General features: G+C 60.2%; 17 protein-coding genes. 7 read left to right on the forward strand and 10 right to left on the reverse strand.

Features of this window, described 5'->3' with window-relative positions:
• The first annotated feature begins 210 nt into the window (after positions 1–210).
• From AC1MDC_RS03185 to AC1MDC_RS03200, 4 genes are all read left to right on the forward strand, one after another.
• Positions 211–1,314 (forward strand): extracellular solute-binding protein, encoded by a 1,104-nt coding sequence (locus AC1MDC_RS03185; RefSeq protein WP_085697225.1) that lies wholly within the window; start codon positions 211–213, stop codon positions 1,312–1,314.
• Positions 1,315–1,506: 192 nt separating this feature from the next.
• Complete coding sequence (locus AC1MDC_RS03190) at positions 1,507–2,415, forward strand: ABC transporter permease (RefSeq protein WP_480392499.1); 909 nt, start codon at positions 1,507–1,509, stop codon at positions 2,413–2,415.
• Positions 2,412–3,260: an ABC transporter permease gene (locus AC1MDC_RS03195; protein ID WP_480392500.1), complete on the forward strand. Its 849-nt coding sequence runs from the start codon at positions 2,412–2,414 to the stop codon at positions 3,258–3,260. The genes AC1MDC_RS03190 and AC1MDC_RS03195 overlap by 4 nt, the downstream gene beginning before the upstream one ends.
• Before the next feature lie 17 nt (positions 3,261–3,277).
• Complete coding sequence (locus AC1MDC_RS03200; protein WP_085701684.1) at positions 3,278–4,333, forward strand: ABC transporter ATP-binding protein; 1,056 nt, start codon at positions 3,278–3,280, stop codon at positions 4,331–4,333.
• Positions 4,334–4,339: 6 nt separating this feature from the next.
• On the opposite strand, the gene AC1MDC_RS03205 is transcribed toward AC1MDC_RS03200, so the two are convergent.
• Positions 4,340–5,281: an AraC family transcriptional regulator gene (locus tag AC1MDC_RS03205; RefSeq protein ID WP_085697221.1), complete on the reverse strand. Its 942-nt coding sequence runs from the start codon at positions 5,279–5,281 to the stop codon at positions 4,340–4,342.
• A gap of 335 nt (positions 5,282–5,616) precedes the next feature.
• On the opposite strand from AC1MDC_RS03205, the gene AC1MDC_RS03210 reads away from it, so the two are divergent.
• Together AC1MDC_RS03210 and AC1MDC_RS03215 are read left to right on the forward strand one after the other, a co-directional pair.
• Positions 5,617–5,970 carry a putative quinol monooxygenase gene (locus tag AC1MDC_RS03210; RefSeq protein WP_085684418.1) on the forward strand — a complete coding sequence of 118 codons (354 nt, stop codon included), beginning with the start codon at positions 5,617–5,619 and terminating at the stop codon, positions 5,968–5,970.
• 43 nt (positions 5,971–6,013) lie between these two features.
• Positions 6,014–6,256 carry a hypothetical protein gene (locus AC1MDC_RS03215; protein WP_007960172.1) on the forward strand — a complete coding sequence of 81 codons (243 nt, stop codon included), beginning with the start codon at positions 6,014–6,016 and terminating at the stop codon, positions 6,254–6,256.
• A gap of 4 nt (positions 6,257–6,260) precedes the next feature.
• On the opposite strand, the gene AC1MDC_RS03220 is transcribed toward AC1MDC_RS03215, so the two are convergent.
• Positions 6,261–6,890 carry a flavin reductase family protein gene (locus tag AC1MDC_RS03220; protein WP_011335689.1) on the reverse strand — a complete coding sequence of 210 codons (630 nt, stop codon included), beginning with the start codon at positions 6,888–6,890 and terminating at the stop codon, positions 6,261–6,263.
• Between the two features lie 128 nt (positions 6,891–7,018).
• The gene (locus tag AC1MDC_RS03225) at positions 7,019–7,336 is read right to left on the reverse strand and encodes a hypothetical protein (protein WP_480392501.1); all 318 of its coding nucleotides are present in this window, start codon (positions 7,334–7,336) and stop codon (positions 7,019–7,021) included.
• 347 nt (positions 7,337–7,683) lie between these two features.
• Here AC1MDC_RS03225 and AC1MDC_RS03230 point away from each other — a divergent pair, with 347 nt between their 5' ends.
• Positions 7,684–8,439, forward strand: coding sequence for a COG4705 family protein (locus AC1MDC_RS03230; RefSeq protein WP_480392502.1), 756 nt, complete (start codon positions 7,684–7,686; stop codon positions 8,437–8,439).
• Between the two features lie 129 nt (positions 8,440–8,568).
• Here AC1MDC_RS03230 and AC1MDC_RS03235 read toward each other — a convergent pair whose 3' ends face one another.
• The 7 genes from AC1MDC_RS03235 to AC1MDC_RS03265 form a co-directional block, all read right to left on the reverse strand.
• A complete protein-coding gene (locus tag AC1MDC_RS03235; protein WP_085697217.1) occupies positions 8,569–9,888 on the reverse strand; it encodes an MFS transporter in 1,320 nt (439 codons plus the stop codon).
• Positions 9,889–10,108: 220 nt separating this feature from the next.
• Positions 10,109–11,437 carry a sigma-54-dependent transcriptional regulator gene (locus tag AC1MDC_RS03240; RefSeq protein WP_085697216.1) on the reverse strand — a complete coding sequence of 443 codons (1,329 nt, stop codon included), beginning with the start codon at positions 11,435–11,437 and terminating at the stop codon, positions 10,109–10,111.
• Positions 11,437–13,197 carry a sensor histidine kinase gene (locus tag AC1MDC_RS03245; protein WP_085697215.1) on the reverse strand — a complete coding sequence of 587 codons (1,761 nt, stop codon included), beginning with the start codon at positions 13,195–13,197 and terminating at the stop codon, positions 11,437–11,439. Before AC1MDC_RS03245 ends, AC1MDC_RS03240 begins: the two co-directional genes overlap by 1 nt.
• Positions 13,198–13,292: 95 nt before the next feature.
• Positions 13,293–16,013, reverse strand: a complete 2,721-nt coding sequence (locus tag AC1MDC_RS03250) for an RHS repeat-associated core domain-containing protein (protein ID WP_480392503.1) — start codon at positions 16,011–16,013, stop codon at positions 13,293–13,295.
• A gap of 30 nt (positions 16,014–16,043) precedes the next feature.
• The gene (locus AC1MDC_RS03255; protein ID WP_480392504.1) at positions 16,044–18,752 is read right to left on the reverse strand and encodes an RHS repeat-associated core domain-containing protein; all 2,709 of its coding nucleotides are present in this window, start codon (positions 18,750–18,752) and stop codon (positions 16,044–16,046) included.
• 40 nt (positions 18,753–18,792) lie between these two features.
• On the reverse strand, positions 18,793–21,576 hold the full coding sequence (locus AC1MDC_RS03260) for an RHS repeat domain-containing protein (protein WP_480392505.1): 2,784 nt from the start codon (positions 21,574–21,576) through the stop codon (positions 18,793–18,795).
• On the reverse strand, positions 21,573–26,030 hold the full coding sequence (locus tag AC1MDC_RS03265; protein ID WP_480392506.1) for a SpvB/TcaC N-terminal domain-containing protein: 4,458 nt from the start codon (positions 26,028–26,030) through the stop codon (positions 21,573–21,575). The genes AC1MDC_RS03260 and AC1MDC_RS03265 overlap by 4 nt, the downstream gene beginning before the upstream one ends.
• Between the last annotated feature and the right edge of the window lie 133 nt (positions 26,031–26,163).

The following is a 26,163-nucleotide window of genomic DNA, read 5'->3' on the forward strand; positions in this document are numbered from 1 at the left end:
AAAAAGGTCAGCGCATGCCTCGCAAGGAGGCATGCGCCGGCGTCATGGCTCCAATGAGTTTTTATCGATAGTCAGGTGTTTTGCACGACCTCAGGATGAACCCGCAGACCACGCTCAAGCCCTTTGAAACCGGGCGCTTGGGCAACATCGGTCAGGCAGATGCAAGGGTTGCGATCAATCTCATACTTAGAAGAATAATGGGAGTCCTAAATGGGCGAGCACGATCTGAACAGGCGTCAATTCATCAAAACCGTCGGCGTGGCCTCGGTGGCTGCGGCGGCCATGAGCATGCCCTTCATCCGGGCCAGTGCCAGCGACACCCGCTTTGCCGGCAAGACCCTGCGCCTGCTGACCTGGTCCGATGACACGGGCCTGGCCGCGCTGCGCAACATCGCTGCAACGTTCGAAGCCAAGACCGGCGCCAAAGTGATTGCCGACCGTACCGGCAGCACCTCGGAAATGGTCGCCAAACTCAAGGCCGGCGGTGATCGTCCGCAGTACGACATCATCACTCTGGCCGGGGTCGGCGCCGAAGGTCTGGCCGCTGCCGGACTGCTGGAAAAACCCGATCTCAACCGCATTCCCAACCTGATCGACGTTCCGGAAAAATACCGTACCGGGGCCAATGGTCACGGCATCGGTTACCTGCTGTGGTGCAACAGTCTGGTCTACAGCACTCGCACCCAGACCACCGCGCCGGACAGTTACGCCGCGCTGTGGGACGCCGATCTGGCGCCGAACATTTTCCTGCCGCCGCCGAACTGGACCGAGGCGATGGACCTGATCATCATCGCCGCCAAACTGGCCGGTGGTGACGAGCACAACATCGAACCGGGCTTCAAGAAACTCGCGGAGCTGAAAGACCGCGTGGTGACCCTGGGCGAAAACCCCAACCAGATCGCCGAGCTGTTCCGCACCGGCTCCCTGGACATGGGCGGCCTCTACGCCCCGGCGTTCTTCCCCAAGCAGATCCGCGACCCGAACTATGGCCTCGGCGCCACGTTCGGCATGAAGGAAGGTTTCTATACCGACCTGATGCTCTCGGTGATGCCGAAGAACCGTCCGGGCGACACCGATCTGGCCTATGCCTTCATCGACCACTCCCTCGACCCGCTCGTGCAGGGCAAGATGGCCGAAGACATCTTCAACGGCCCGGTCAACGCCAAGGCGATCATCTCCGCCGAAGCGCGCAAGAGCCCGTTCATCCTCACGCCGGAGCAGATCGCGGAGAAGGCGATCATGCACGACAACGCTTTCCTGGCGACCGTGCATGACCAGTGGATTCGTCGCTACACGGAAATCTTTTCTTCCTGATCGAGTGATGGACACAGGTTCTTCAAACACCGAAGTACCTGTGGGAGCGAGCTTGCTCGCGATCGCGGACTGACATTCACCGACAGTGTCGACTGACAGATTGCTATCGCGAGCAAGCTCGCTCCCACAGGTTTCTCGGTGAATTTGAAGGCAGTGTCTGTCAGTTGTTTTTCCATTGACGAGATCATTGCTATGGAACATCAATCCCTGACCCAACCGGTCGGCACGGGTGACGTGCGCCCGGCGCGCGGTATTTCGCCGACGGCGCGGGCGTGGTTTTTCCTCACGCCGTCGATGCTGTTTCTCGGCGTGCTGATTGCCGCCAGCCTGCTGGTGCTGCGCATGAGCGTCGGCACCAAGGGCGCGGAGTGGTCCGGTTTCAGCCTGGCCAGTTACGCGCAGTTGCTCGAACCCTACTACCTCAAATCGTTGCTGCTGACTTTGCGTCTGGCGCTGATCAGCGCGGTGATTGCCGTGGTCCTGGCGATCCCGGTGGCGTACACCATGGCGCGCCTGACCTCGCCGTTCGTGCGACGGATTTTCCTCGCGGCGGTGCTGCTGCCGTTGCTGGTCAACCTGCTGCTGCAAAGCTACGGCTGGCTGGTGATCCTCGGCCCCGGCGGCATGCTCAACCAGACCCTGATGGGACTCGGTCTGATCAAGCGCCCGATCATGTTGCTGTACAACCAGAACGGCGTGTTGATGGGCCTGGTGCAGACGGCGTTTCCGCTGGCCGTGCTGCCGATTGCCAGCGCCATGCGCGGCGTCGCACGCAGCTACGAAGAAGCCGCCGCGACCCTCGGCGCCAGCCGCTTTCAAGTGTTCCGCCAGGTGGTGTTGCCAATGAGTCTGCCGGGAATCATCACCGGCGCGACGCTGGTGTTCGCCTACAACGCCAGCAGCTTTGTGGTGCCACTTCTGCTGGGTGGCCGTCGCGTGCCGATGCTGGCGGTGATGGTGCATGACCAGATCGCTCCGCTGATGAACTGGCCTGCCGCCTCCGCCGCCGGGGTGGTGCTGATCGTCACCACGCTCGCCATCATGACCTTGTCCGAATACATCACCGGCCGCCGTCGCTGTCTGCTGGAGGCTTCGCAATGAGTGCCCTGATCAAGAAGCGTCAGTCGCTGCTGCCGGGCGACACCGGCAAGTTTGCGGGCATCCTTTCCGGGATCATTTTGTTCCTGGCCGTGTTGCCGATCCTGACCATGATCGTGATGTCGTTCAGCGGCGCGTCGAACCTCGACTTCCCGCCAAGCAGTTACAGCCTGCAGTGGTACAAGGCGGCGTGGCACACGTTTGTGTCGCCGGACGCCAGCGATGTGCTGAGCCTCGGCCAGGCCATGGGCACCAGTTTGCTGGTGTCGTGCCTGACGATGATTTTCGCCACGCTGATCGCGGTGCCGGCGGCTTACGCGCTGACCCGTTGCGAGTTCCGTGGCAAGACTGTGGCGCTGCAATTGATGTCGCTGCCGCTGGTGTTCCCGATGGTGGTGCTCGGGCTGGCGTTGCTGCTGGTGTTCGATAGCCTGCCGTTTCACATGACCACATCGCGGCTGGTAATTGCTCACGTGATTCTGGCGCTGCCGTTCGTGGTGAAGAACTGCACGGCTGCCATGCTTTCCATCGGCAGCGAAGTCGAAGAGGCCGCGCAGATGCTTGGCGCTTCGCCACTGCGCGCCATCGTCGACGTGGTGGTGCCGTTGATGAAATCGGGGATTCTGGCGGGGATGCTGCTGGCGTTCATCGTCTCGTTCAACGAGTTCACCGTGACTTATTTCCTCTACACCATCGACGTCATGACCGTGCCGATCTGGATGTACAGCCGCACCGTGTCATCGCTCGACCCTACCGTGTTCTCGTTTGCCGTGCTGATCGTGTTGATCGACTTCGTCCTGATCTGGGCGTTGGAGAAGCTGGTCGGTGAAGGCGGCGTGTCCTTTTGATTTCTTGAGGTGATTTTATGTCTGGTCTGATTCTGGAAAACGTCGAGAAACACTACGGCTCGGCCTGCGCGGTGAAAGACGTCAACCTGCATTTGCCCGAGGGCAAACTGGTGTGTTTCCTCGGCCCTTCGGGTTGCGGCAAGACCACTTTGCTGCGAATGATCGCCGGGCTGGAAACCCTCACCGGCGGCGAGATTCGCCTGGACGGCGAGGACATCGGCCACACGCCGGCGCACCTGCGCAACTTCGGCATGGTGTTTCAGTCGCTGGCGCTTTTTCCGCACATGACCGTGGGCGAGAACATCGCCTATCCGCTGAAGCTGCGCGGCGTGAGCAAGGCCGATCAACAGGCGCGGGTGGTGCAATTGCTGGAGCTGATCCAGCTGCAACCGATGATCGATCGTCCGGTAGCGAAACTCTCCGGCGGTCAGCGTCAGCGAGTGGCGATTGCCCGGGCGATTGCCTCGCACCCGAAAATCCTGCTGCTGGACGAACCGCTGTCGGCGCTGGATGCCAAGTTGCGCGAGTCGATGCAGGTGGAAATCCGCCAGCTGCAACAACGCCTGAACATCACCACGATCATGGTCACCCACGATCAGCGCGAGGCCATGACCATGGCGGACATCGTGGTAGTCCTCGGTGAGCATCGGGTGCAGCAGGTGGGCACGCCGATTGAAATCTACCGGCATCCGGCCAACGAATTCGTCGCGGACTTCATCGGCTCCGGCAATATCTTCCCGGCAACGGCCCTGGGCGATGGCAAGGTTGTGCTGCCGGGCGGCGATGCCCTGCAAGTGCCGATCTGCAGCAGCATCGTGGTCGGGCAGAAAGTAAAAATGCTGATCCGCCCTGAAGATCTGCAACTGTCGGCGCCCCAGGCCACGGCGGGCAATCGCCTGCTGGGCAAGGTGACGTTCGTGCGCGACATCGGCGCGACCATCGAGACTACGGTGGAATGTTCCGGGGTGACCTTCACGGCGCTGAGCACGCCGTGTCAGGGCATCGGTCTGGGGATCGGGCATCCGGTGTCGGTGACGCTGCCGAGTGAGGCGTGTCGGGTGCTCGGCGCCTGATCCAGATCAGACGGTCAGCCGCAAGCGCGCCAGATCCCTCAACGGTGGCGCGCCGAACAGGCGGCTGTACTCGCGGCTGAACTGCGAAGGGCTTTCATACCCCACCCGATACCCCGCCGCCGACGCCTCCAGCCCCTCAGCCAGCATCAAGCGCCGCGCCTCTTGCAGGCGCAGTTGCTTCTGATACTGCAACGGACTCATCGCCGTCATCGCCTTGAAGCGGTGATGCAAGGTCGAGACGCTGAGGTTCACTTCCTTCGCCAGATCATCAATGCGCAGCGGCTGTTCGAAGTTGCCGTTGAGCCATTTGATCGCCTGGCTGATGCGGTGGCTCTGGCTGTTGGCGATGGCGATTTCGTACAGCCGATGGCCTTGGGGACTGCGCAACAGGCGATAGAGAATTTCCCGGCGGATCAGCGGTGCGAGCATGGCGATGTCTTTCGGCGCGTCGAGCAGACGGGCCAGACGCAGCACCGCATCGAGCATCGCGCTGTCGATCTTTTCCACATACAGACCGCGCCCGGTCGGACGGGTCGGCACGCCCATCGGGCCGGCGTCGGCGATCAGCGCGGTGATTTCCGCCGGGTCGATGTCCAGGCGTACGGCGAGAATCGGCTCTTCGGGCGAGACATTCACGACTCGACCGCTCAACGGCATCGAGACCGACACCACGAGGTAATTCAACGGGTCGTAATTGAAGAACTCGTCCGCCAGCCGTACCTCTTTGCGACCCTGGGCCATGATGCACAGCGCCGGTTGCGCGAGCACCGGGGCGAAGTCATGGGATTGGGTGTGGCGCGACATGAACAGCGAACCGACGGCAGTGGCATAACTGCCATCTTCGGACGTGTTGCGGCGAATGATGGCCGCCAGTTCCGCGCGCTGCTTTTCCATGTCGGCTTCCATATCGGCATCGCGCGGCGCCTGAAAACGATCGAACGACGTCATGCACAGCCTCCTCGGCAAGGGATGGAATGGGAGCAGAGCTTAAGTTTGTGCAAGCGCGAGCGGTAGACACATCCTGCGAAATGCTTGCCTGATCCTGCATGGCGTTGCGTGCCTGCCCGGACATGAAGGGGCGAAACCCGGGAAACTTGCTCGAAACCGGTGTGACAGGACAGTGACAGCAATTCACGACTTGTTACAGGTCTGCAAGACAGTCTCGCAGGATTGTGCAACGCGACGGCAGGAATCGACTAACGGCGAGCGATGCCCGGCCCTTAACCTTTGATCCTGTCGCAGCCCGTCCCCGGCTGCCACACGACTCCCTGGGAGGGTTGAACATGTCCAAGCAGATTCCCGTCAGTCATATGGCCTTCGTTCGAGCGCGCGCCGGGCGCTCGGCGGAACTCGGCATGCGCCTGAGCGCGCTGATCGAGCCGTCCCGTGCCGCCGCCGGTTGCCTGAGCTTTTCCTTGCAGCATTCGCAGTGTGATCCGGAGTTGTGGCTGGTCTCCGGTTTCTGGATCAACCAGCAATCGATGACCGCCTATTTCAGCAGCCCGTCGATGGAAATCTTTGCCGAGCTGGTGCAGGACCTGGTGGTCAATAGCCTGGATTTCCACACGTTCAAGGAAGTCTCGGCCGCACAGGCCGTAGGCCAATGCACTGCGCCGATACACAAACTCGCCGGTTGAATGTTTAATGGCCGGCCTATCTGACTGAGCCAGGACCTGCGATATGGCACGTAAAGAGTTCGAACACTTCGAAGCGGTTTCCGCTGTAGTCCCCGTCGAGTTGGGCGGCAACAAGGGTTATCACGCGGCAATCGCCGTCAAGGCGCTGGTCGACGGCGGAGCACCGCGCTTTCACAAACTGCTGAACGATCAGGTTTTCCCCGGCGCCATCGCGGCCGATGAAGCCGCGATCAATGAACTGGACAAGCTCAAGGGCGTCACCGACGACGCCGAGCTGATCTGGTAAGCGCTTACTTCGTAGCCCCCGGGCGCCACATCTTGAACAACGCCTCCGGCCCCAGCTGGAAATAGTCCGCCGGTCCGCCGCCCCGCAGTATCGGTTCGGCGGCGGCGGTGTCGTAGATCCCGTCCTTCAACAGCCATTTGGCGATGTGCACGGCGACCACTTCGCCCAGCACCAGCCAGCTCGGTACGGTCTCGCCGTCGGCGCGCTGCAACTGAATGATCTGGGTGACCTTGCATTCGAAGGACACCGGGCTTTCGGCCACGCGCGGCACGGCAATCACCTTCGACGCCACCGGCGTGAGCCCCGCCAGTTCGAACTCGTTGACCTCTGGCCCGACCATCGCGCAGCTCTGGTTCATCTGCTCGGCCAGCGGGCGGGTGGCGAGGTTCCAGACGAACTCACCGGTCTGCTCGATGTTGTTCAGGCTGTCTTTGCGCCCGACGCTGGAGAAGCCGATGATCGGCGGAATGTAGTTGAACGCGTTGAAAAAGCTGTAGGGCGCCAGGTTCAGCCGGCCCTCGGCATCCTGCGAAGAAATCCAGCCGATGGGGCGCGGGCCGACGATGGCGTTGAACGGATCGTGTGGCAGGCCGTGGCCGTTGGCCGGTTCGTAGAAATGGATGTCATCGGGCATGGTGGGGTGTTCCTGAAGGCTTTTATAAGCGGCCAATAGTGCAAGTCCGGTCCGCGAAGATCAAATGCCGACCTTTGAAAATGAACAAGCCCGGCAATGGCCGGGCTTTGGTGTCTGCATTCTGCCGATCAGCTGATAGCTGCAGCAGTACCGGTTTTATCGAAACCGTCGGCAGCGATAGCGTTGGCAGTACCGGTCTTCTCGAAACCGTCAGCTGCGATAGCCGCAGCAGTGCCGGTCTTGTCAAAACCATCAGCAGCAACGGCTTTGCCGACGTTGGTCTTGTCGAAGCCGTCAGCGGCGTAGGTGCCGGTGTGGCTGGTTTCGATGGCAGCGCTGACGCCGGAAATGAAGTCGGCGGATTTGGTTTTGTCCGAACCGTCGGCGGCAAAGGTGTTGGCGGCCAGGACGGACAGGGTCAGGGCGAGGATCAGTTTGGTTTTCATGTTCGTTCTCCAGATTCGTTATTCGTTGGCGATGTGTTTCGCATGGGATTCATGCTACGCCAACTAAGTTGATTAAAAAGCGCAAAATAATGCTAAAAACTATCGATTAACTTGATATTAAGGGCGACGCATTCAATTCGCTTTCGTCGTCGTAGCGAGCGTCGCGCGGTTAATCGATCAGGTAGGTGCAGAATGCGGCGGGGGCATTAACCGGTGATTAATCGCCGCTTTTTGCCTGTGTGACAGATTTTTCATGGATTCCCGACCGGTTTTTCACCCGCGCAACGCCAGTCTGCCCACGGCCATAAAGCCAAAAACGGCCGTCACACACAGGAGCGTTGCCCGCGATGAACAAACTGCCTCAAATCACCCTGGCCTTCTGGGTCATGAAAATCTGCGCGACGACCCTGGGGGAAACCGCGGGGGATTTGCTGTCGATGACCCTTAACGTCGGCTACGCCATCAGTTCGCTGATCCTGATCAGCGTGTTTGTCCTGACACTGATCACGCAGCTGATGTCCAAGACCTACAAGCCGTTGCTGTACTGGATCGTGATCCTGTCGACCAGCACCGCCGGCACCACCATGTCGGACTTCATGGACCGCACGCTGGAGCTGGGCTACGCCACCGGTTCGATGATCCTGATCGCGATTCTGCTGGCGATCTTCGCGGCATGGCGCCTGAGCGGCGACTCGCTCAACGTCACCAGGGTGCAGAGCTTTCGCGGCGAGATGTTCTACTGGATGGCGATTCTGTTCTCCAACACCCTGGGCACCGCGCTCGGCGATTACCTGGCGGACGACTCGGGCCTGGGCTTTGCCGGTGGCGCGCTGCTGATCGGCTCGGCGATTGCTGTGGTGGTGCTGCTCAAGTACTTCACGAAGATTTCGACCGTCGCGCTGTTCTGGGTGGCGTTCGTGCTGACCCGGCCGTTTGGCGCGACGTTGGGCGACTTGATGACCAAGTCCCATGAGAAGGGCGGGTTGGACTTTGGCACCATCGGTTCGTCGGCAGTGCTGGCGGGGATTTTGCTGGTGATGATCGTGGGCGCGTCTTATGCGCAGAAGCGTTATGGCAAACAGCAGGTTGCCGAGTTGACCTGATACCGAGGTGACTTCAATCGCGAGCAAGCTCGCTCCCACAGGGTCAGTTGTATGCCGATCCAATGTGGGAGCGAGCTTGCTCGCGATGGGGCCAGAACAGCCACCGTTGCAGTGGCTGAATGAATCCGGTCAGTCAGTGACGATGCGCGAGTGTTTCTGGGTGTCTTTCATGGTGATGTACACCAGCAGGGACACCGCGATGCACGCGGTCACATACCAGTAGTAACCGGTTTCCATGCCGATGCTCTTGAACCACAGCGCGATGTATTCGGCGGTGCCGCCGAAGATCGACACGGTCAGTGCGTACGGCAGGCCCACGCCCAGGGCGCGGATTTCGGTCGGGAACAGCTCGGCCTTCACCACGGCGTTGATGGAGGTGTAGCCGCTGACGATGATCAGCGCCGCCATGATCAGGAAGAACGCGCCCCACCAGGTCTGGATGGTGTGCAGGGTCATCAGGATCGGCACGGTGAAGATCGTCCCCAGCACGCCGAAGGCGATCAGGATCGGGCGACGACCGATTTTATCGGACAGGCCGCCGATGATCGGTTGCAGGCACATGAACAGGAACAGCGTGGCGGCGGAAATGGTGGTGGAGTCGGAAATGCTCATGCCGACGGTGTTCACCAGGTATTTCTGCATGTAAGTGGTGTAGGTGTAGAACGCCAGCGTACCGCCCATGGTCAGGCCGACCACGGTCAGCAATTCCTTCGGATGACGCAGCAAGGTGCGCATGGCGCTTTCCTTGGATTTCTCTTTTTTCACGAAGGATTCGGTTTCTTCCATGCCACGACGCAGGTACAGCGCCACGATTGCGCACAGCGCGCCGATGGCGAACGGGATGCGCCAGCCCCACGCGTACAGTTGCTCAGTGGTGAGCATCTGCTGCAGCACGATCAACACGCCCAGCGCGATGAGCTGGCCGGAGATCAGGGTCACGTACTGGAAGCTGGAGAAGAAGCCGCGACGTTCCTTGGTCGCCATCTCCGACAGATAAGTCGCCGAGGTGCCGTACTCGCCGCCGACCGACAGGCCTTGCAGCAGACGGGCGAATACCAGCAGGATCGGCGCGCCGATGCCGATGGTTTCGTAGTTCGGGCTGAGGGCGATCAGCAGCGAGCCAAAGCACATCAGGTACACCGAGGCCATCAGTGCCTTTTTACGGCCGACCTTGTCGGCGTACAGACCCATCAGCCAGCCACCGATCGGACGCATCAGAAAGCCCACGGCGAAGATCGCAGCGGTGTTCATCAACTGGGCGGTGGTGGAACCGGCGGGGAAGAAGGTCTTGGCGAAGTACAGCGAGAAGGCGGCATAAACGTACCAGTCGTACCACTCGACCATGTTGCCGACGGAACCGCTGAAGATCGACTTGATGCGACTGGCGGTGGTTCGTTCTTTGGCCGGCACGGCAGCCGACCCAAGAGGCAGGGCGTTGGAGTTATCCATTGAAGGATCCTTCGTTTAATTGTTTTTGTGGAGCGCGCAGAAACGCAGCCTGCGAGGGCTATAGCAGGAGCTGTGCCAACGGGGAGAGGGCCGGTTTAGAGGGGTTGGGGAGATGGGTTGAGCGGGATTTTGCCGATGAGCCGGAATGAATGAGCGGAAATCCGCTCACTCGGGCTCGGATCGTTCCCACGCTCTGCGTGGGAATGCCTCAATGCGGGGATCAGTCGGGCACGAACATTTCCCGGGTCAGACCATGGCGCTGCATCTTTTCATTGAAGGTTCGGCGCGGCAGTTGCAGTTCTTCCAACACGGCTTTCACATCCCCCTTGTGCCGGGTCAAAGCGGCCCGCAGGCACTGCGCCTCAAACGCCTCTTGCTGCGCCGCCAGCGACTGCCCCGGATCGATACCTTGCACCGGTTCATCCAGCCCCAGCACCTGCCGTTCGGCGACGTTCGCCAACTCACGAACATTACCCGGCCAGTCATGGCTCAGCAGGTGACTCAATTGCGCACCACTGAGCGGCGGAAAAGACCGCCCCAATCGCTGAGCGGCGCTTTGTGCGAAGGACTCGAACAACAACGGAATGTCCTCCCGACGATCGCGCAGCGGTGGCAGGCGCAATTCGGCAACGTTCAGGCGATACGCCAGGTCCTCGCGAAAACGCCCGGCCCGGGCCTCATCCAGCAAATCGGGTTTGGTCGCCGCGACGATGCGCAAGTCCACGCGAATGCTCTGGTTCGACCCCAGCCGTTCCAGTTTCTGCTCCTGCAACACCCGCAGCAGTTTCACCTGCTGGGCCAGCGGCATGCTTTCGATTTCATCGAGAAACAGGGTGCCGCCATCGGCGTATTCCAGTTTGCCGATGCGCTTGCCGGAGGCCCCGGTGAACGCGCCGCTCTCATGCCCGAACAATTCGGCTTCGAACAACTGCTCGGGGATCGCCGCGCAGTTCAGTGCCACGAACGGCTTGTCGGCGCGCGGGCCGAAGTCGTGCAGGCAGCGGGCAACCAGTTCCTTGCCGCTGCCGGTTTCGCCACGGATCAGCACGTTGACCGGCAATGTTGCGAGGTCAAGCACCTGCCGGCGCAGGGTCTGCATACCACGGGACACGCCGAGCAGCGTCGCATCCAGTCTGGCGCGGTTGTCGGCCTGTTCGTGCAGGGCGCGGTTTTCCAGCACCAGCCGACGCTTGTCCAGCGCCCGCCGCAGGCTGCCGAGCAGGGCCTCGGGGCTGAAGGGTTTTTCCAGAAAGTCGTAGGCGCCATCGCGCATCGCTTCGACCGCCATCGGCACATCGCCGTGGCCGGTGAGCAGAATCACCGGCAGGTCGGCATCGCGGCGCTGGACTTCGGCCAGCAGTTCAAGACCGCTGAGACCGGGCATGCGCACATCGCTGAGAATCACCCCGGCAAAGTGTTTCGGCAGCGCCGCCAGGCATTCCTCGGCGCGGCTGAACAGCTGCACCTCGAACCCGGACAGGCTTAGCCATTGCTCGACGGCGTTGCGAATGCTGCTTTCGTCATCGACCACCATCACTGAGTTGAGCATCAGAGGTGCGCCTCCAGATCGATCGGCAAGGTCAGGCTGAACACTGCACCGTTGTCACCATTTTCGGCGCACAGGCGCCCGCCGGATTCATGGACGATGGCGAACGATACCGCCAGTCCCAGACCCAGCCCGTCACCCACAGGTTTAGTGGTGAAGAACGGATCGAATACCTGACCCAGATGTTCTTCGGCAATGCCGCCACCGTTGTCGATGACGCTCAGGCGCCACAGTTGTTCGTCAGCTTCCAGGCGGATTTCCAGACGCTTGCACGGCTTGCCCTGCATCGCATCGAGGGCGTTGCGCAGCAGGTTGATCAGCACTTGTTCGAGGCGAATCGCGTCGCCGCGCACCCAGGCCGGACGGGTCAGGTGCAGCACCAGACTGACCTGTTCATCACGCAGGCGCGCATCGAGCAATTGCAGCGCCTGATCGACCACAGTCGCCAGGTCCAGCCGTTCGCGCAAGCCGCTGGGGCTTTTGCGGGCAAAGGTTTTCAGGTGGCCGGTGAGGGCAGCCATGCGCGTGAGCATTTCGTCCACCGGTTTGAGCGCCTTGCAGGCGTCATCGACCCGACCGTGATCGAGCAGCAGCCTCAGAGTTGCAAGCTGCATGCGCTGGGCGGTCAGCGGCTGATTGATTTCGTGGGCCAGCGCAGCGGACATCTGCCCCAGTGCCGCCAGTTTCGCTGATTGCACCAGACCTTCCTGGGCGGTGCGCAAGTCCCGGGTGCGTTCCTCCACCAGTTGCTCAAGCTCTTCGCGGCTGCGCTGGCGCATCTTGGCCAGACGCCAGCGCTGGTTGAGGAACAGCAACAGAAACACCAGCGCCAGCCACACCCCGGCGGCGGCGAGCCCGGCATTGCGCTGGTCTTCGAAGGACACTTGCGGACGCCGCAGCAGGTGTAGCGTCCAGCCTTCGGCGGTCAGCGGCAGCGATTCCCACAGGTAATCCGCCGTGCCTTGCGGGCCTTCGACGCGGCGCAGTTCGCTGTTGTCATCAAAGCGGCGTAGCGACAGATGAGTCAGCGGCACCAGCGATTGCTTGTCGTATTGGCGAGTGCGCTTGATCTCTCGGTAATCGGCCGGGCTCAGCGGGTGCAGCAGGCGGTAGCGCCAGTCGGGCTGGTTGGCAATGAAGATGATGCCCCGGGCATCGCTGACCAGTAGCGTATCGCTGCCCTGGCTCCATTCGCGTTCAAGCTCCGGGAATTCGAGTTTGACCACCATCGCCCCGAGGAACTCGCCGTTGTCGCCGAGCACCGCGCTGGACAGGAAGTAGCCGGGAATCCCGCTGGTCACGCCGACTGCGTAGAAACGCCCGGTGCCCTGGGTGCGGGTCTGACTGAAATAGGGGCGAAAGCCATAGTTGTGGCCGACGTAACTGCTGGGCAGACGCCAGTTGCTGGCCGCCACCGCCAGGCCGGTGTGATCGAGCAGTTCAAGCGTCGAGGACTGCGCGGCGCCGTTGATCTTTTCCAGCTTCAGATTCAGCGCAGCCTGCTGTTCGGCATCCACGGGACCTGCCAGCGCCGCACGCAATTGCGGGTCCAGCGCCAGCACGGCGGGCAGGGCGCGGTAACGGTCGATCAGGGTGTGCAGCGAATTGGCGTACAGCGCCAGTTGCTGGTTGGCTCGGGCGGCATCTTCCACCAGTGCCTGGCGTTCGGCGTGACGGATCGCAAGCGTTGCGGCGAGGGCAGCGCCGGCGAGGATCAGCAGGGTGTACAACGACAGACGCAAGGTACGGGAAGTCGGCAGCATGCTGGGCGCATAGAGATAGGAAGTCGGGCCGGCACCATAGCATGGTGTCGGCCCGAACTGACAAGAGGGGCAGAAGTTCTGCCCGGATCGCCTGATCAGAGGTGCGTGTTGGATTTGCGCACGGGGATGCGAGTTATTTTGGCTCTATGAAATACACTCCCGGCAGAACTTTGCGAGGACACTGAACTGCGACGTAACGATAGGTTGCTTTCACTCTGGTCTGACGGCCGCAGCCCCGTGATTTTTTCGAGCATTGTCATGCTTTGCCAGGAAATTCCGACCAACTCTTCGGCGTCCAGTACTTGCTGACGCAGCGCTTGCTGGGCTTTCACTGACACCTCTTCCTTAAGGCTCTGTTCGGCGATGAGCCTGTCAGCCGTGTCCAGCCATTTTGCCGCCTGAGCCTTCTTGTCCGCCTTGGCCTTGGTGCCTCTCAACTCGTCGACGTAGCCCCCTACGATCGGACCCAATATCATGCCCGCCACGGTTGCTGCCGTGGTAACACCCAGTGTGCTCATGGTGAAGAACCGGTTGGCATCTTGCGTGACATCGGCGGGTGGTACGGCGCCGTTCCCACCGGGGTTCCAGGTGTTGGGCGGTGACCAGCCCGGGGTGAACAGCGTTGCGTGCAAAACGAACTGGGCGGTGGCGGTGAGTAATGTGGAAACTACAGCTGCGTTGGCCGGAGACGAAGTCCCGACGGGCAGCAATGCCAATCCGACTTTCGAATTGACCGCCGCCAGCGCGGCTTGCGTGCCCCATTCGCCCCAGGATTGTTCGGGTTTGGGCGGCAGCTTGCCGGGAGGATTGTTTGCCGGGTCATCCACCAGCGCGGGTGTACCGGTGGATGGCTCGCTGCCGGCGATCGAGTTGGGACGTGACGACGACGTCGATCCGCCTATGTGGACGGAGGTCTGGTCAGGCGTGGCCGGCGTCGGTCTCGTCATCATCCCTTGCTCGTCAATGAAATTGATCGGGTTGTTCGCCGTCATCCGGTACAGATTCAATCCGTCCACGGTTCCTGCCTTGTCCGGCTGGGTCCAGCGTTGCAGCCATGGGGCGTAATAGCGTTGTCCGTAATAGATCAGGCCGCTTTCATCGGTTTCCTTGCCGCTGTAGCGGATGAACTTGTAGTTCACCTCAATCCGTGACCGGGCTCCCAGTGTCGAGGTACTGCCAAACGGGTAGTAGGTCTCCTCACTGATCAATCGCGCCAGTTGATCCACTTCTTTCAGGGACGACCCCAGGTGATCCTTGAGGATATAGCGCATTTGACTCTGATCGATGCCCGTGGGTTTTCCCTTCACCCAGTGGAGACATGTCACGTGGCCTGCGCCAGTGTCCAGCTTGATCACGTGCAGCTCTTCGCCGTTGTCTCTGGTGCGGATCTCCAGATCGGGCAAGTAGCGCACGTCCCGGAAATGGCTGACTGAGGGAGTGTGGGTCTCCAGTCTTTTGTGCACGCGCAGATCCTGACTGTAGCGATACTGCTCCGTATCGTGTGGTCCGGTGGGATGTCTGGCCAGGGTCACGGAGTCCAGTTGATTGCGACTGTTCCACTGCAGTGGGCCGAACGGAAGCGCCAGCTGGTTGCCCGCAGCATCGAACTCGATGGGAAAAACCGGTATCGGATCACCCGTTTTCCAGCGCACCCCCCGGTTGCTGTCCGGATCGATATACACCTGGAAAGTATGGTTGGCCCCATCGCGGACGCGGGTGGTTTTTACGAGGTTGTCGCCATTGTCGTACTCGTATGTTTCCGTGTAATTGCGCCGATCATTGGGGTCGGTCGGCTGTGGCAGACCCGGGTTATCCGTAGGTGGCATCTCGTCGTATCCGCTGGCGTAAATCAGGCGGTACGTTGAGTCATAGCTGAACGCACGGTGGCCATCGACGCGCTGGTTGTGAAAATACGTCGGTGCGTAGCCGCCATCGAGGATGCGAGTGATGTTGCCCATCCGGTCATATTCATACCCGAAATCCTGAATCGATTCCCCTGTCGCCTTTTGTGCGTATTGTCGAAGCAGGCGACCGTCAGCGGCCCGATAGTGCCAGTGACTGCTCACATGATTGCCTGTCCGTTGCAGGGTCGTCTGCCCGGTGGCGTTGTATTGTGCATCCCGCAAGACCGGTTGCCAGGCGAGTAGGTCGTTAACCTTGAGTTGCACCTGTGTGAGCTGCCCGGCTACGTCGTAAGCCAGACGCCGCTGGTGGCCGCCGGCATCGGTCTGCTTCAGTAGTGCGCCAAGGGGGCTGAGATTCTGCTGACTGGAAAAGGACAATCCATCGTGAAAAGTTCGGCTTTCCTGCAGCGCTGCGCCTGTAAGGGCAAAAGAGTGCAGTTTGACGCTGCCCGATGGATCATTGATTTCGACCATTTGCCCGCGCCGGTTGTAGCCCGCGTCGGCCGAGGCATCGGCATAGACGTAGGCCTCTTTATCCAGTCCGGTGTCCTGCGCGACGGACACCAGGCGCAGTTGATTGTCGAATGTGTGCTGCCAGTGGTGGTTGCGTGCGTCCCAGCGTTGCAAGGTTTCGCCTGTCACTCCAGGCAGGCGCCGGCTTTTTCCGGCGTCCACACTGTCTGTTTCAAGCAGCTCTGCGATCAGATTGAAAACGCTGGTGATGGTGGGGCTGGCCAGACGCGGGTCCCACTGTTTCACCACGTGCCCGAGCGCATCGCGTTGCTGGCGTGTGATCAGTGCCTCGGCGGTTGCGCCGGCAACCGAGCGCAGATAGGCCACCTGACGAACCATCAGGCCCCGGCTGTCATAAGCTGACAGCGAAGGTGTGCGCTCATGGAGAGAGGGGAGCATCGTCTTTGTCCTCTGCTGTGTTCATCAAATTCAAAGACCCGACATTACAAGCCTGCGCCGAGCGAGTTGAGGCTTGTTTACCATCGATTCAGGTGTTGGTTTTTCTTGTGGAGGGTCGCTGACCTCCGGCGTCTGCCGGGGCGAAGAGGACGGATCGTTGGCAGCCTTCAGCACTTGGCTCAATGCCTCGAAGTACGGGGCGCCTTCGCCTGGGACCAATTTGCCAATTTCCGCCTGCTGCAGAGGAGTGAGTGTCTTCATTTGCTCAAAGAACAATTCCTGCATCTTTGCCTCATAGGTAGCGGGAGCGGCCTCGGGCTTCATTTCCGTTTCCGGGCCTTCATCCGCTACTGGATTCAGTTGATCGGGTAGTCCAGCAACGGCGCCCAGGATTTCTTCAGCGAGGTCGATGGTGTCGTTCACGGCTTCGGCTTTGCGCAACATGTCCGCCCTGTTCAGGCCTTTCCTCAAGTGGCGGTAACCTAATATCGGTACGAGGGCCATGCCGATAGCCGGCGCGACACTCACGATGGCGGGGGCGGCGGCGGCGGCGGGGGGAAAAATGAGGGCAGCAACGCCGCCGACAACGCCGGCGATAGCCCCTCCCGCAGTACCGCCGACACCTAAGCCTTTTCGTATGGCAGCCCTGCCGTACCGGGACCTGATGTATTTTCCAAACGTGAGGTCTTGGCGAACCTGCTCGATATCGGCGTCTTCAGGAACCAGTTTCTCAAAATCGGATGCGATGTTTTTCATCTGTCCTGCGGCTGTTTGCGCTTTTTTAACGGCGCCAACCCATCTATTCAGCTTATAACCAATGGTTTTTTTGCCGTCACCGGTGTTGCCGGAGGCGCCGGCTTCGTCTTTCGTGTTGCCGGTGTCGTCCACATAGAAAATCGGATTGTTGCCGACAAAAGCATACCGATTCATTCCATCCGCATCGCCGCTGGGGTCGGCGCTGATCCAGCGCCCCAGCCATGGCGCGTAATACCGTGCTCCGTAGTAATAAAGCCCGGTGACATCCATTTCCTTGCCCGAATAGCGGGTGAACTTGTAGTCCGCTTCGATCTGCGAGCGGGCCGCCATCGACGAGGTAGCGCCGAAGGCGTAGTAGCTTTCGCGGCTGATCACCTGCGCCCGTTGATCAATCTCCGTAACGCTCGATCCCAAATGGTCGGAATGGGAATAACACAACCGATCAGCATCGATACCAGGTGGTTTGCCGGTGATCCAGTGCAGGCACGTCACTTCGCCGATGCCGGTGGCGACAGTGACCCTGTGCAATTCTTCTCCGCTGCTTCGGGTGCGGATTTCCAGACTCCCCACGTAATGCGCTTCAGCAACATGGTTGACTGTGCCTGTGTGGGTTTCGTGGCGCTTATAGACCCTTGCACCCTGGCTGTAGTGATACAACTCCTGATCGGGCGGGCCGCTAGCGTGCTCCAGGAGGATCAGCGATTTCAGCTGATGGCGGCTGTTCCAGTCCATCGGCTGCCCGGGTTGCAGGGCCAGTTGATTACCGGCGCGGTCGAACAGGGCGTTGAAGTCAGGTGCCGGGTCTCCCGCTTTCCAGCGCACACCGCGATTGCTGGACGGGTCGATGAACATCTCGCGGGTGTAGGTGTTGCCCTCGCGCACGTGGGTCAGTTTTTTCAGGTTGTTGCCGTCGTCGTATTCGAAAGACTCGACATAGTTGCGTCGGTCATCGGGATCGGTGGGTTGCGGCCGTCCGGGGTTGTCCGCAGGCGGGGCGTCGCTGTAACCGGTGGCGCGGATCAGGCGGTACACCGAGTCATAGCCAAATGTGCGTTCACCGTCGACCTGTTGGTTGCGGAAAAACGTCGGTGTGTAGGTGTGATCGATGATGCGAGTGATGTTCCCTGCTGCGTCATATGCATACTCGAAATCCTGAACCGGCGGCTCCGAAGCCTTTTGCGCGGACTGCCGAAGCAGACGTCCGTCGGCCTCGCGGTAATGCCAGTGGCTGTTCACACCGTTGCCGTGCCGTTGTTCGGTGATCTGGCCGGCGGCGTTGTAATCCGCGCCATTCAAGATCGGCTGAACATTTTGTCCGCTGAGTTGCAGTTGCACTTGAGCAAGCTGCCCGGCGATGTCGAAGGTGGAAAGTTGAACATGCCCGCCGGCGTCGGTGGTTTGCAGCAGTGCACCCATGGCGCTGAAACGCTGGCGGCCGGTGCAGATCTTGCCGTCATTGAAGGTGCGGATTTCTTCCGTTGACTGGCCACGCATGTTGAAGCTGTTGAATTGCACCGTACCCGATGGATCGCTCAGCGCTGTCATTTGTCCGCGCAGGTTGTGCGTCGGGTCGGCCGAAACGCTGCCGTAGCTGAAGCTTTCGAATCCGGTTATCCCGTTTTCTGTGACGCTGCTCAGACGAAGTTGCGGGTCGTAGCTCATCTCCCGGTGATTGCCGTTGGCATCCCAATGCTGCAAAAGCTCGTCGTCGAGTCCGGGCAGAAGCGTGTCCGCGCCACCGTCGACGTTCCGGGCCTTGACCGCTATGCCATCTAACTTGAACACGGTCGTTGTATTGGGCTTTGGTAAGCGCGGATCCTGCTGTGCAACCAGATGGCCAACAACGTCATATTGCAGTCGGTTGATGAGCGCTCGCACTTCCTCGCCGGCTACTTTGCGCAGGTAGTCGACTTGTCTGACAGCCTCGCCACGAGGGCCGGATACCGACATCGTTGGTGTGAGGTAGTGCACGCTGGCGTTCATGACTTGATCCGTTTTATGGGCTTTACAGGATGAAACGGCGTCAGACGAATGTTTCGGAATACTGGCGCTGAAGCCTGACGGTTCTCAGGTTTCCTGGTTTTGGCGTTGGCCTTTGCGCGCGGTGCGTATCGCTCACCTCTATCGTTCGAGGGGCGCCACCTCTTGAAATGGCCTGCACCAATGCCCGGTGATTCACCACTGCTGCAAACGCCACCTGTTGTTCTGTAGGGAGTTGCCCGACTTGCCCAAGCAGGCGGCCCATTTCGATGTCCGAAAAGAAATTGCCCGTATTACCTCTGGAGTCATCAGGTAGTTCGGAAGGCAGATCCTGCGGATCAGGGAGGTTTTCACTTATCACGTTGACGATGTCGATATGGTCGGCCAGATTATTCATGGACTCCAGAATGTCTTCCCTGGCTTTTCCCTCGTTTACGTTCTTCTTCATGTACCTGAGCATGATGACGGGCATCGCCACATAGCCGATCACCCCACCCAGGATTGCGAAAATCGCGCCTCCGAGCACGGCACCCAGGACGGCGCCCAGCGGGCCACCGATTATCAAGCCCGCAATTCCACCGATAAAAGTACCCAGCGCCGAGCCTGTTGTGGAGCCAATCTTCACACCGGCCTTCATGGCGGCCCGACCGGACGAAGAACGCAGATACTCGCCGAGCGTAAGATTTTCAATCTGTGCCTTGAAAGCAAGATATCGGCTAAAACCTTTTGGCACCGGCCTGTCGGGAGGGGCGTCATCTACATCCGCTCGACCACGTGGCTCCGGCTTTAGAGGTGGGCCACCGCCACCGCCACCACCTTCATCTTGCGGTGAAGGTTCAGGCACCATATCTCTGAAAGCTGCTGCCATTCCCTTGAGCTGTCCCGACGCTTTTTTCGATATGTTCACGAACGAAAAGAAGCCCGTGAGCACGTTAAACCACGTACTTTCGTGACCTGTGACATCGACATGGATCAGCGGGTTGTTGCCGACAAACGCGTAAAGATTCAGTCCGTCCACATCTCCCGCCGGATCGGCGGCGATCCAGCGGCCCAGCCAGGGGGCGTAGTAACGCGCACCGTAGTAGTACAGCCCGCCGATATCCATTTCCTTGCCCGAGTAGCGGATGAAGCGGTAGTCCACCTCGATCTGTGATCGCGCCACCATCCAGGCGGTGGTGCCGAAGGGCAAGTAACCTTCATGACTGATCACCTGCGCCTGTTGATCGAGTTCCATGGATACGGACTGCAGGTGATCATTGAGGGTGTAGCGCATTTGATCGGCCGGCATGTTCGGCGGTTTACCGCTGACCCAGTGCAGGCAAACCACGTTTTCGATGCCGCTGACGAGGGCGATCAGATGTAATTCTTCGCCATTGTCTCGGGTGCGAATCTCCAGCCCCGGCAGATAGCGCGCCTCATGGAAGTGATCGATGGCCGCTGTGTGGCTGTCGTGGCGTTTGTAGACTCGCTTGCCCTGACTGTAGCGGTAATGCTCTTCGTCATTCGGGCCACTGCCGTTGCGGTCTACCAGGATGACCGACGCCAGATGATTGCGATTGTTCCATTGCATCGGCTGGCCAGACTGCAGGGCCAGCAGGTTGCCGGCGCTGTCGAACCGAGTGCTGAAGTCTGGTGGCGGATCTCCGGGCCTCCAGCGCAAACCCCGGTTGCTGAGTGGATCTATGAACACCTCGCTGGTGTAACTGGCGCCGTCGCGTGCATGAGTGGTTTTGATGAGGTTGTTGCCCTTGTCGTACTCATAGGTTTGCGTGTAATTGCGCCGATCAGCAGGGTCGGACGGTTGGGGCCGGCCCGGGTTGTCTGTCAGGGGCCTGTCGCTGTATCCGGTCGCGCTGTGCAGTCGGTAGAGTGAGTCATAGGCGAACAGGCGACGACCGTCGAGCCGCTGGTTGGCGAAAAAACGCGGCGTGAAGGTGTTATCGATGAGGGTCGTGATATTGCCCATCGGATCGTATTCATATTCGAAATCCTGAAGCGCCGGCCCTGACCCCTTTTGTGCGTAGCGACGCAGCAGGAAACCGTCGGCGGCGCGATAGTGCGAATGGCTGATTACGCCATTGCCGGCCTGGTGTTCGATGACCCGCCCGGCGGCATCGTACTGTGCACCTTGCAGTACCGTTTGCCAGTCGGGTTGGCCATGCAGCCCGAGCAGCACTTGTACCAGCTGACCTGCCACATCGAACTTCGACTGCTGCCGGTGCCCGGCGGCATCGGTATGTTCGACAAGCATGCCCAGCGGGCTGAACAACTTGTGGCTGGTCAGCGCCAGGCCATCGTGAAAAGTGCGGGTTTCCTGTCGAGCGGGGCCTGTGAGAGCGAAGCTGTGAAATTCGACACTGCCGGACGGGTCGGTCAGCTTGATCATCTGCCCGCGCAGGTTGTGACCAGGGTCGGCTGACAGGGTGGCATACAGCCGGGTTTCGACTTCCGGCACGCCGTTCTCTTCGAGCGTCAAAAGGCGCAGTTGAAGGTCGTGATGCCTGCGTCGGTGGTTGCCGTTCGCGTCCCAGGATTGCAGGGTTTCACCGGCCAGCCCCGGCAACGTGACGTTCACGCCGGCATCGACGCTGGCAAGCTTCACGACCTGACCATCCAGCGTAAAAAGGCTGGTTGTATTCACCGTGGACAGGCGCGGATCCTGTTGCCCCACGGCTCGGCCAGCGACGTCATGGAGCCTGCGGGTGACGAGCGCCTGAACAGCCTCACCCGCCACATTGCGCAGATAGGCCACCTGCCGAATCCCGAGTGCGCGCGGATCATGAGCCTGCAGGGCGGGTGTGTTCCCGTGCACATTGGCACTTGTCATTTAGCCTTTTTCAACCTTCTGACAGGTTGTTTAAAAGGGACCTTCGCGGGTTTCGACGGCGGTGTGTCATCAGTGTCATTGAAGTCATAACTGAGCTTGAACCATGGATGCAGGATGTCGAACGCCAGATAATCAAGAGCGTTGATCGTCTGGATTGGCCGGCCCAGGGCGTCGTAGAACATCTGGTCGTGGTAGCCGTGCTTGCGCATCGCACTGTCATTGATGCAGCGATGGGTGTTGAGAAAGTAGGGGCGGTAAACCCGGATGGTCTCGCCCTTGTGGTTGTATTCCACACGCCCCTGGACCCGCCAGCGCTGAATGGCCGGCATTTCGACCGGCTTGCCGTCGGCGCCGGTCACCAGATCGTCTTCGGGCGTGGCGACAAGGGCATCGCCCGGCGGGACGAGCTGTTTGCTTTGCAGCTCGCGGCCAAAACCGTCGGTATAGCTGATCGTCATCTGAATCTGTTGCAGCGGGTCGGTGTGATAGCGGTCGGCAACCAGACTCAGGCTGTGCACCGGCTGCCTGGGAGCGGTGTGAATAATACCGAGCAGGGCCTGTTCGCTGGCCGTGCGTTTTTTGCGCTGGTTCAGCCAGCGCAATGCCGAGGCACGGATGTGGCCATCGGGCAGAATCAGGCCGTTGGAGACCCATTCCTTTCTTTTCTGCGACAGGGTCTGGCGCGAGAGAACGGGCATCCAGCTGAACAGCTCGGTGCGCACTGCACTGGCGGCGGATGCCACTACGGTTTTCGGATGGGCGAGGGCGTATTCGACACTCAGATCAGACTGCGGCGGGTAAGCGGCCAGCGGCTGAAAACCGGCCGGCAGCCCCTCTTCGGTGCCATGAAAACTATGGGCAATCGGTTGGCCGCCCGGTTCGTACAGCACTTCCTGAATGTTCTCGTTGGGATCCGTGATGCTCTGCGGCAACAGGGTGTGCATGTCGTATTTCACTGAAGTCGCACAGCCGTCCGGCAGGGTGATGGCAATGGTCAGCAGATGGTCTGCATCCCATGTTATGTGCGTCACACCATGGCTGGCGGTCTGTTGCACCTCGGTGACGTGGTGGAAACCGCTGGCGCTGGCGTAGGTGAAAAAGCCGCTTTGCGCTGACCACAGGTTTTGCAGCAGATCCTCTTCAGGGTCCTCCGGGAAGAACAGCTTCATGGGCGTGTAGCCGATCTTTGTCAGTTCGTCCCGGATGACTATCGGGACGCCGTCGTAGGCCACCAGGGCCTTCTTGTCGAACACGGCCTGCTCGGTCGGGCCGGCCAGCGGCGGGTAGAGCATCTTGCCCCCTGACTCCAGATACGTGTGTTGCAAGAGTGAGGTCAGTTCCCGCGCGGTCGTCCATTCGGCACTGTCTTTATACCGTTCGAAGTTTTCGAAACTGATGTCCGCCGCTTGCAGTCCGCCCGGGAGTGCGCCTTTGGGCAGCTTCATCGCGTTGCTGCGCTGGCGCCAGGGCAAGCCGAGCAGCCAGTGGCCGTCAGTGGTCAGTTGTATGTACGCGGCGAGTGTTTCGCTCAGATAAAAAAACTGTTGCTGCTCGTCGTGGCTGTCCACCCAGGCTCGAAGCTGGTCCTCTCGATCGAAGGGCGGTTTGTCCAGTTCGGTGCGACGGCGAGCACAGGCGACTGTGACACTTCGAGTCAACTGACCGTACTCGTTCAGCTCCTGATTGATGGTGTGCTGACAATTGGGGTCGTCCATGAAGCGTTCGTATTGATGGGTACGGGTTTCCAGTTCGAGCACCAGCAGACTGGACGGGTTGTCGTTGACCACCCGCACCCGATAACGGAATTCGCTCAGTGAGAACAGCCGCGCCGGGGCGGGGTCGTCTGCCTGACAGACCTCGCTGCGCAGTGGACTACCGGCCAGGGCGTAGGCGATTTCGCGATGGTCGTCGGCTGTGTGCTGCGTCCGAACACGCTCCTTTCTGTTCTTGGCATCGAACGTTGAAATAACCGTAGGCCCCAGTGGCGTGTTTTCGTCGTCGAGTTCGCAGATGCCGCTCAAGACCAGATCGATGCTTCTACCGGTATGAAACCAATGTGTCACCCGCATCGGCGCCGTGTGGCCACTTTCGGCCTTGCCCGGCTCCAGGTCACTGTCGGTCTGACAGACTTTGCCGAAACCGCGGAATTCACGTTCGTAGCCGTCGTAATAGCCCTCGAAATATTCGTGGAACTGCATCAGATAATTGCCGGTGATTTCATCGTCCTGGCGCAACCAGTGAAGCACCATTTGGGGAAAGGGCAGAAGGCAGACCGGACGCCGGCGCGCCATCAGTTCCAGACGTTTTTCATCCAGCCAGAATTGCGCACTGCTGCGATGTTTCAGGGTTGCGCCGTAGCCCATGTTGTTGTTGCAGCCGGTAAGCAGATAGGGCCGTTCACTGACGAAGTGATAAACCCAGTGCTGCGGCGTCATGTGCGGTTTGGTCAACAGCAGGCTGGCGCAGCCCAGGCCTCGCAGGTCGGCGAAGGTTACCTGGCAGAGGTTGTCGTAGCGAATGCCTGTGGGCCAGTCGACGATGAGCGGGACTTGCTCAAAGGCATTGCCCCCGTAATTCCAGTAGATCTCGAAATGATCGGAGCACAGACGGATCAGCGCCGGTGCACCGGAGCCGTCGAGGTCGGCGAAGCGAATGTGATCGGCGTTGAAATGCTGATACTCAAAAGGCAGCGCGCTGATCGCAATACCTTTGCCGAATCGGCCATGCCCCAGATTCGCCCAGGTTTCGATACTGTCGTGGCGGACTCTGCACAGTCCCGAGAGGTCACTGGCGTGCAGGTTGCCAAACATCACCAGTTCGGTGCGGGCGTTGCCGAACAGCGGCAAGCGATCCGGTGTATGCGGTATCTCCTTGCCGGGCATGAATCCTTTCTCCCGCACATTGGCATACACCCTTACGCTGTTCGGGCCGATCAGAGCGAGGTCGTCCAGACCGGCGCCGCTCAAGTCGCCCATCTGGGCCAGATGGTGGAAAAACTCCACGGGGAACTGGCTGAAAGGTTTGAACAACGACCAGGTGCCATCCGGATTGAGCGTGTAATACCCGCTGCCTCCGGGTTGCGCGACGACCCAGTCCAGACGCCCGTCACCGGTGAGGTCGGTGAGAATCTGCACCACCTGCTTGTTGCTGTCGGCGTTCGGAATCAGCGGTAGCAGTGTCCAGGAACCGTAGACGATTTCGTCTGTACCAGGCGCGCCCCGCAAGGGCTCGCGGTAGTACCAGGCGCCGTCGTACTGGCAGAGAAAACCGGGCACGCCTTCGCCGTAAACATCGACGCAATGGTAGGGCTGGCCGTCGTTGAGGCCGGGCATGTGATCGAGTTGCAGGAAGGGTTTGGGGGTAGTGTCGAGTATTAGTGCTTCATAGAAATATTCGAGGGGCGGCATGTGCTTGACGCGACCTGTAGCGTCGAAACTCATGTAGTGCGCGGCTTTCAGATGGTTGTACAGCAGTGGTGTGGATTCGTGTTCCAGCAGCAGGCGATTGACCAGCACCGGAGCGGGACCGGTGTGGTTGAACAACAGAAACTGCCTGCACAGGCGCCGGGTGCCCACCTCGAACCCGAAGCGATGCATGCGAAAAGGGTCGCTGCGTGCTGGCCACGCACGAACGGGTTCAAATGTCGGTAGCTCATCCAGCCCGGTGGCACGTTCGCCGTAGCAGACGATTAATCTGAACAACCATTCCAGATCCTGCGGGTTCGGGTGTTCGAGACATAGCAGCCCGGTGCTGGGAGCCTTGTTGCAGTAGCAGACCTGACGCAGGTAGCGCTGGGCCCGATAGTCAAAGCGTGGGTCGGCGTCGGTGTCGTCGGATTTGTATTCGAAGCAGATGTTTTCCCCGACGGCGTTCCTGATTTCCACCAGCAGCCACACGGCAATACGGGTTGGATCTTCAGGGTCGTAAATGCATGATTCCGGCGAGTTGCCGTAGCAATGTTGCGAGCCGTCGGCACGGGACACCACCCAGAAAGGGTTGCCGTCGGCAGGTGTCCAGAGTTCGTAGCGGTTGAACGTGCTTTCCAGGCGAGGGATGTAGCGCACTACGGAAAATTTTCTGGTGTTCTTGCCTTTTCCTCGAGTGCGCCGGGTTGCCTTGATCCTGCCACTGGCCGTCAGTTCGGGCCGCAGGTCGGTGCCGTCGGCCTGCATGACATCGGCGCCTGCGTACTTCGGCACGCCCTTGCTGGTCTTGCGCGAGATCGCGGGCAGCGGCAGATCCCAGCCGAGCCCGTACTTGCCATTGCCCGCGTTCCCCTCGTAGACAAGCTGCAACTCGGGAGTGAGCGTGCGCGCCTTCAGGATCGGGAGGGGCAGGGTGTAAGAGCGCTGCCCGGTCGCACCCGTCTCACTCCAACTGCGTCCATTCGTTGCAATGGACGCAGTCTTGGAAATGGAGGGAGGAGTGACGAGCGCATCTGCATCCGGGGTCATGGCGTCGCAACCTGAAAATGTCGAGACATCACGCTAGCAAAGCGAAGTGCGCCAGACACCTGTCAGATCTGACAGGTGCCGACTGACGGCAGGCGAAAAAAAACCGGGCGGTCATCGCTGGCCGCCCGGTTTT

Source organism: Pseudomonas sp. 1 (genome assembly GCF_056626735.1).

Excerpts from the sequence above, each read along its gene's own strand:
- AC1MDC_RS03185 (WP_085697225.1), top strand. The coding sequence starts at position 211 with ATGGGCGAGCACGATCTGAACAGGCGTCAATTCATCAAAACCGTCGGC.
- AC1MDC_RS03190 (WP_480392499.1), top strand. The coding sequence starts at position 1,507 with ATGGAACATCAATCCCTGACCCAACCGGTCGGCACGGGTGACGTGCGC.
- AC1MDC_RS03195 (WP_480392500.1), top strand. The coding sequence starts at position 2,412 with ATGAGTGCCCTGATCAAGAAGCGTCAGTCGCTGCTGCCGGGCGACACC.
- AC1MDC_RS03200 (WP_085701684.1), top strand. The coding sequence starts at position 3,278 with ATGTCTGGTCTGATTCTGGAAAACGTCGAGAAACACTACGGCTCGGCC.
- AC1MDC_RS03205 (WP_085697221.1), bottom strand. The coding sequence starts at position 5,281 with ATGACGTCGTTCGATCGTTTTCAGGCGCCGCGCGATGCCGATATGGAA.
- AC1MDC_RS03210 (WP_085684418.1), top strand. The coding sequence starts at position 5,617 with ATGTCCAAGCAGATTCCCGTCAGTCATATGGCCTTCGTTCGAGCGCGC.
- AC1MDC_RS03215 (WP_007960172.1), top strand. The coding sequence starts at position 6,014 with ATGGCACGTAAAGAGTTCGAACACTTCGAAGCGGTTTCCGCTGTAGTC.
- AC1MDC_RS03220 (WP_011335689.1), bottom strand. The coding sequence starts at position 6,890 with ATGCCCGATGACATCCATTTCTACGAACCGGCCAACGGCCACGGCCTG.
- AC1MDC_RS03225 (WP_480392501.1), bottom strand. The coding sequence starts at position 7,336 with ATGAAAACCAAACTGATCCTCGCCCTGACCCTGTCCGTCCTGGCCGCC.
- AC1MDC_RS03230 (WP_480392502.1), top strand. The coding sequence starts at position 7,684 with ATGAACAAACTGCCTCAAATCACCCTGGCCTTCTGGGTCATGAAAATC.
- AC1MDC_RS03235 (WP_085697217.1), bottom strand. The coding sequence starts at position 9,888 with ATGGATAACTCCAACGCCCTGCCTCTTGGGTCGGCTGCCGTGCCGGCC.
- AC1MDC_RS03240 (WP_085697216.1), bottom strand. The coding sequence starts at position 11,437 with ATGCTCAACTCAGTGATGGTGGTCGATGACGAAAGCAGCATTCGCAAC.
- AC1MDC_RS03245 (WP_085697215.1), bottom strand. The coding sequence starts at position 13,197 with ATGCTGCCGACTTCCCGTACCTTGCGTCTGTCGTTGTACACCCTGCTG.
- AC1MDC_RS03250 (WP_480392503.1), bottom strand. The coding sequence starts at position 16,013 with ATGCTCCCCTCTCTCCATGAGCGCACACCTTCGCTGTCAGCTTATGAC.
- AC1MDC_RS03255 (WP_480392504.1), bottom strand. The coding sequence starts at position 18,752 with ATGAACGCCAGCGTGCACTACCTCACACCAACGATGTCGGTATCCGGC.
- AC1MDC_RS03260 (WP_480392505.1), bottom strand. The coding sequence starts at position 21,576 with ATGACAAGTGCCAATGTGCACGGGAACACACCCGCCCTGCAGGCTCAT.
- AC1MDC_RS03265 (WP_480392506.1), bottom strand. The coding sequence starts at position 26,030 with ATGACCCCGGATGCAGATGCGCTCGTCACTCCTCCCTCCATTTCCAAG.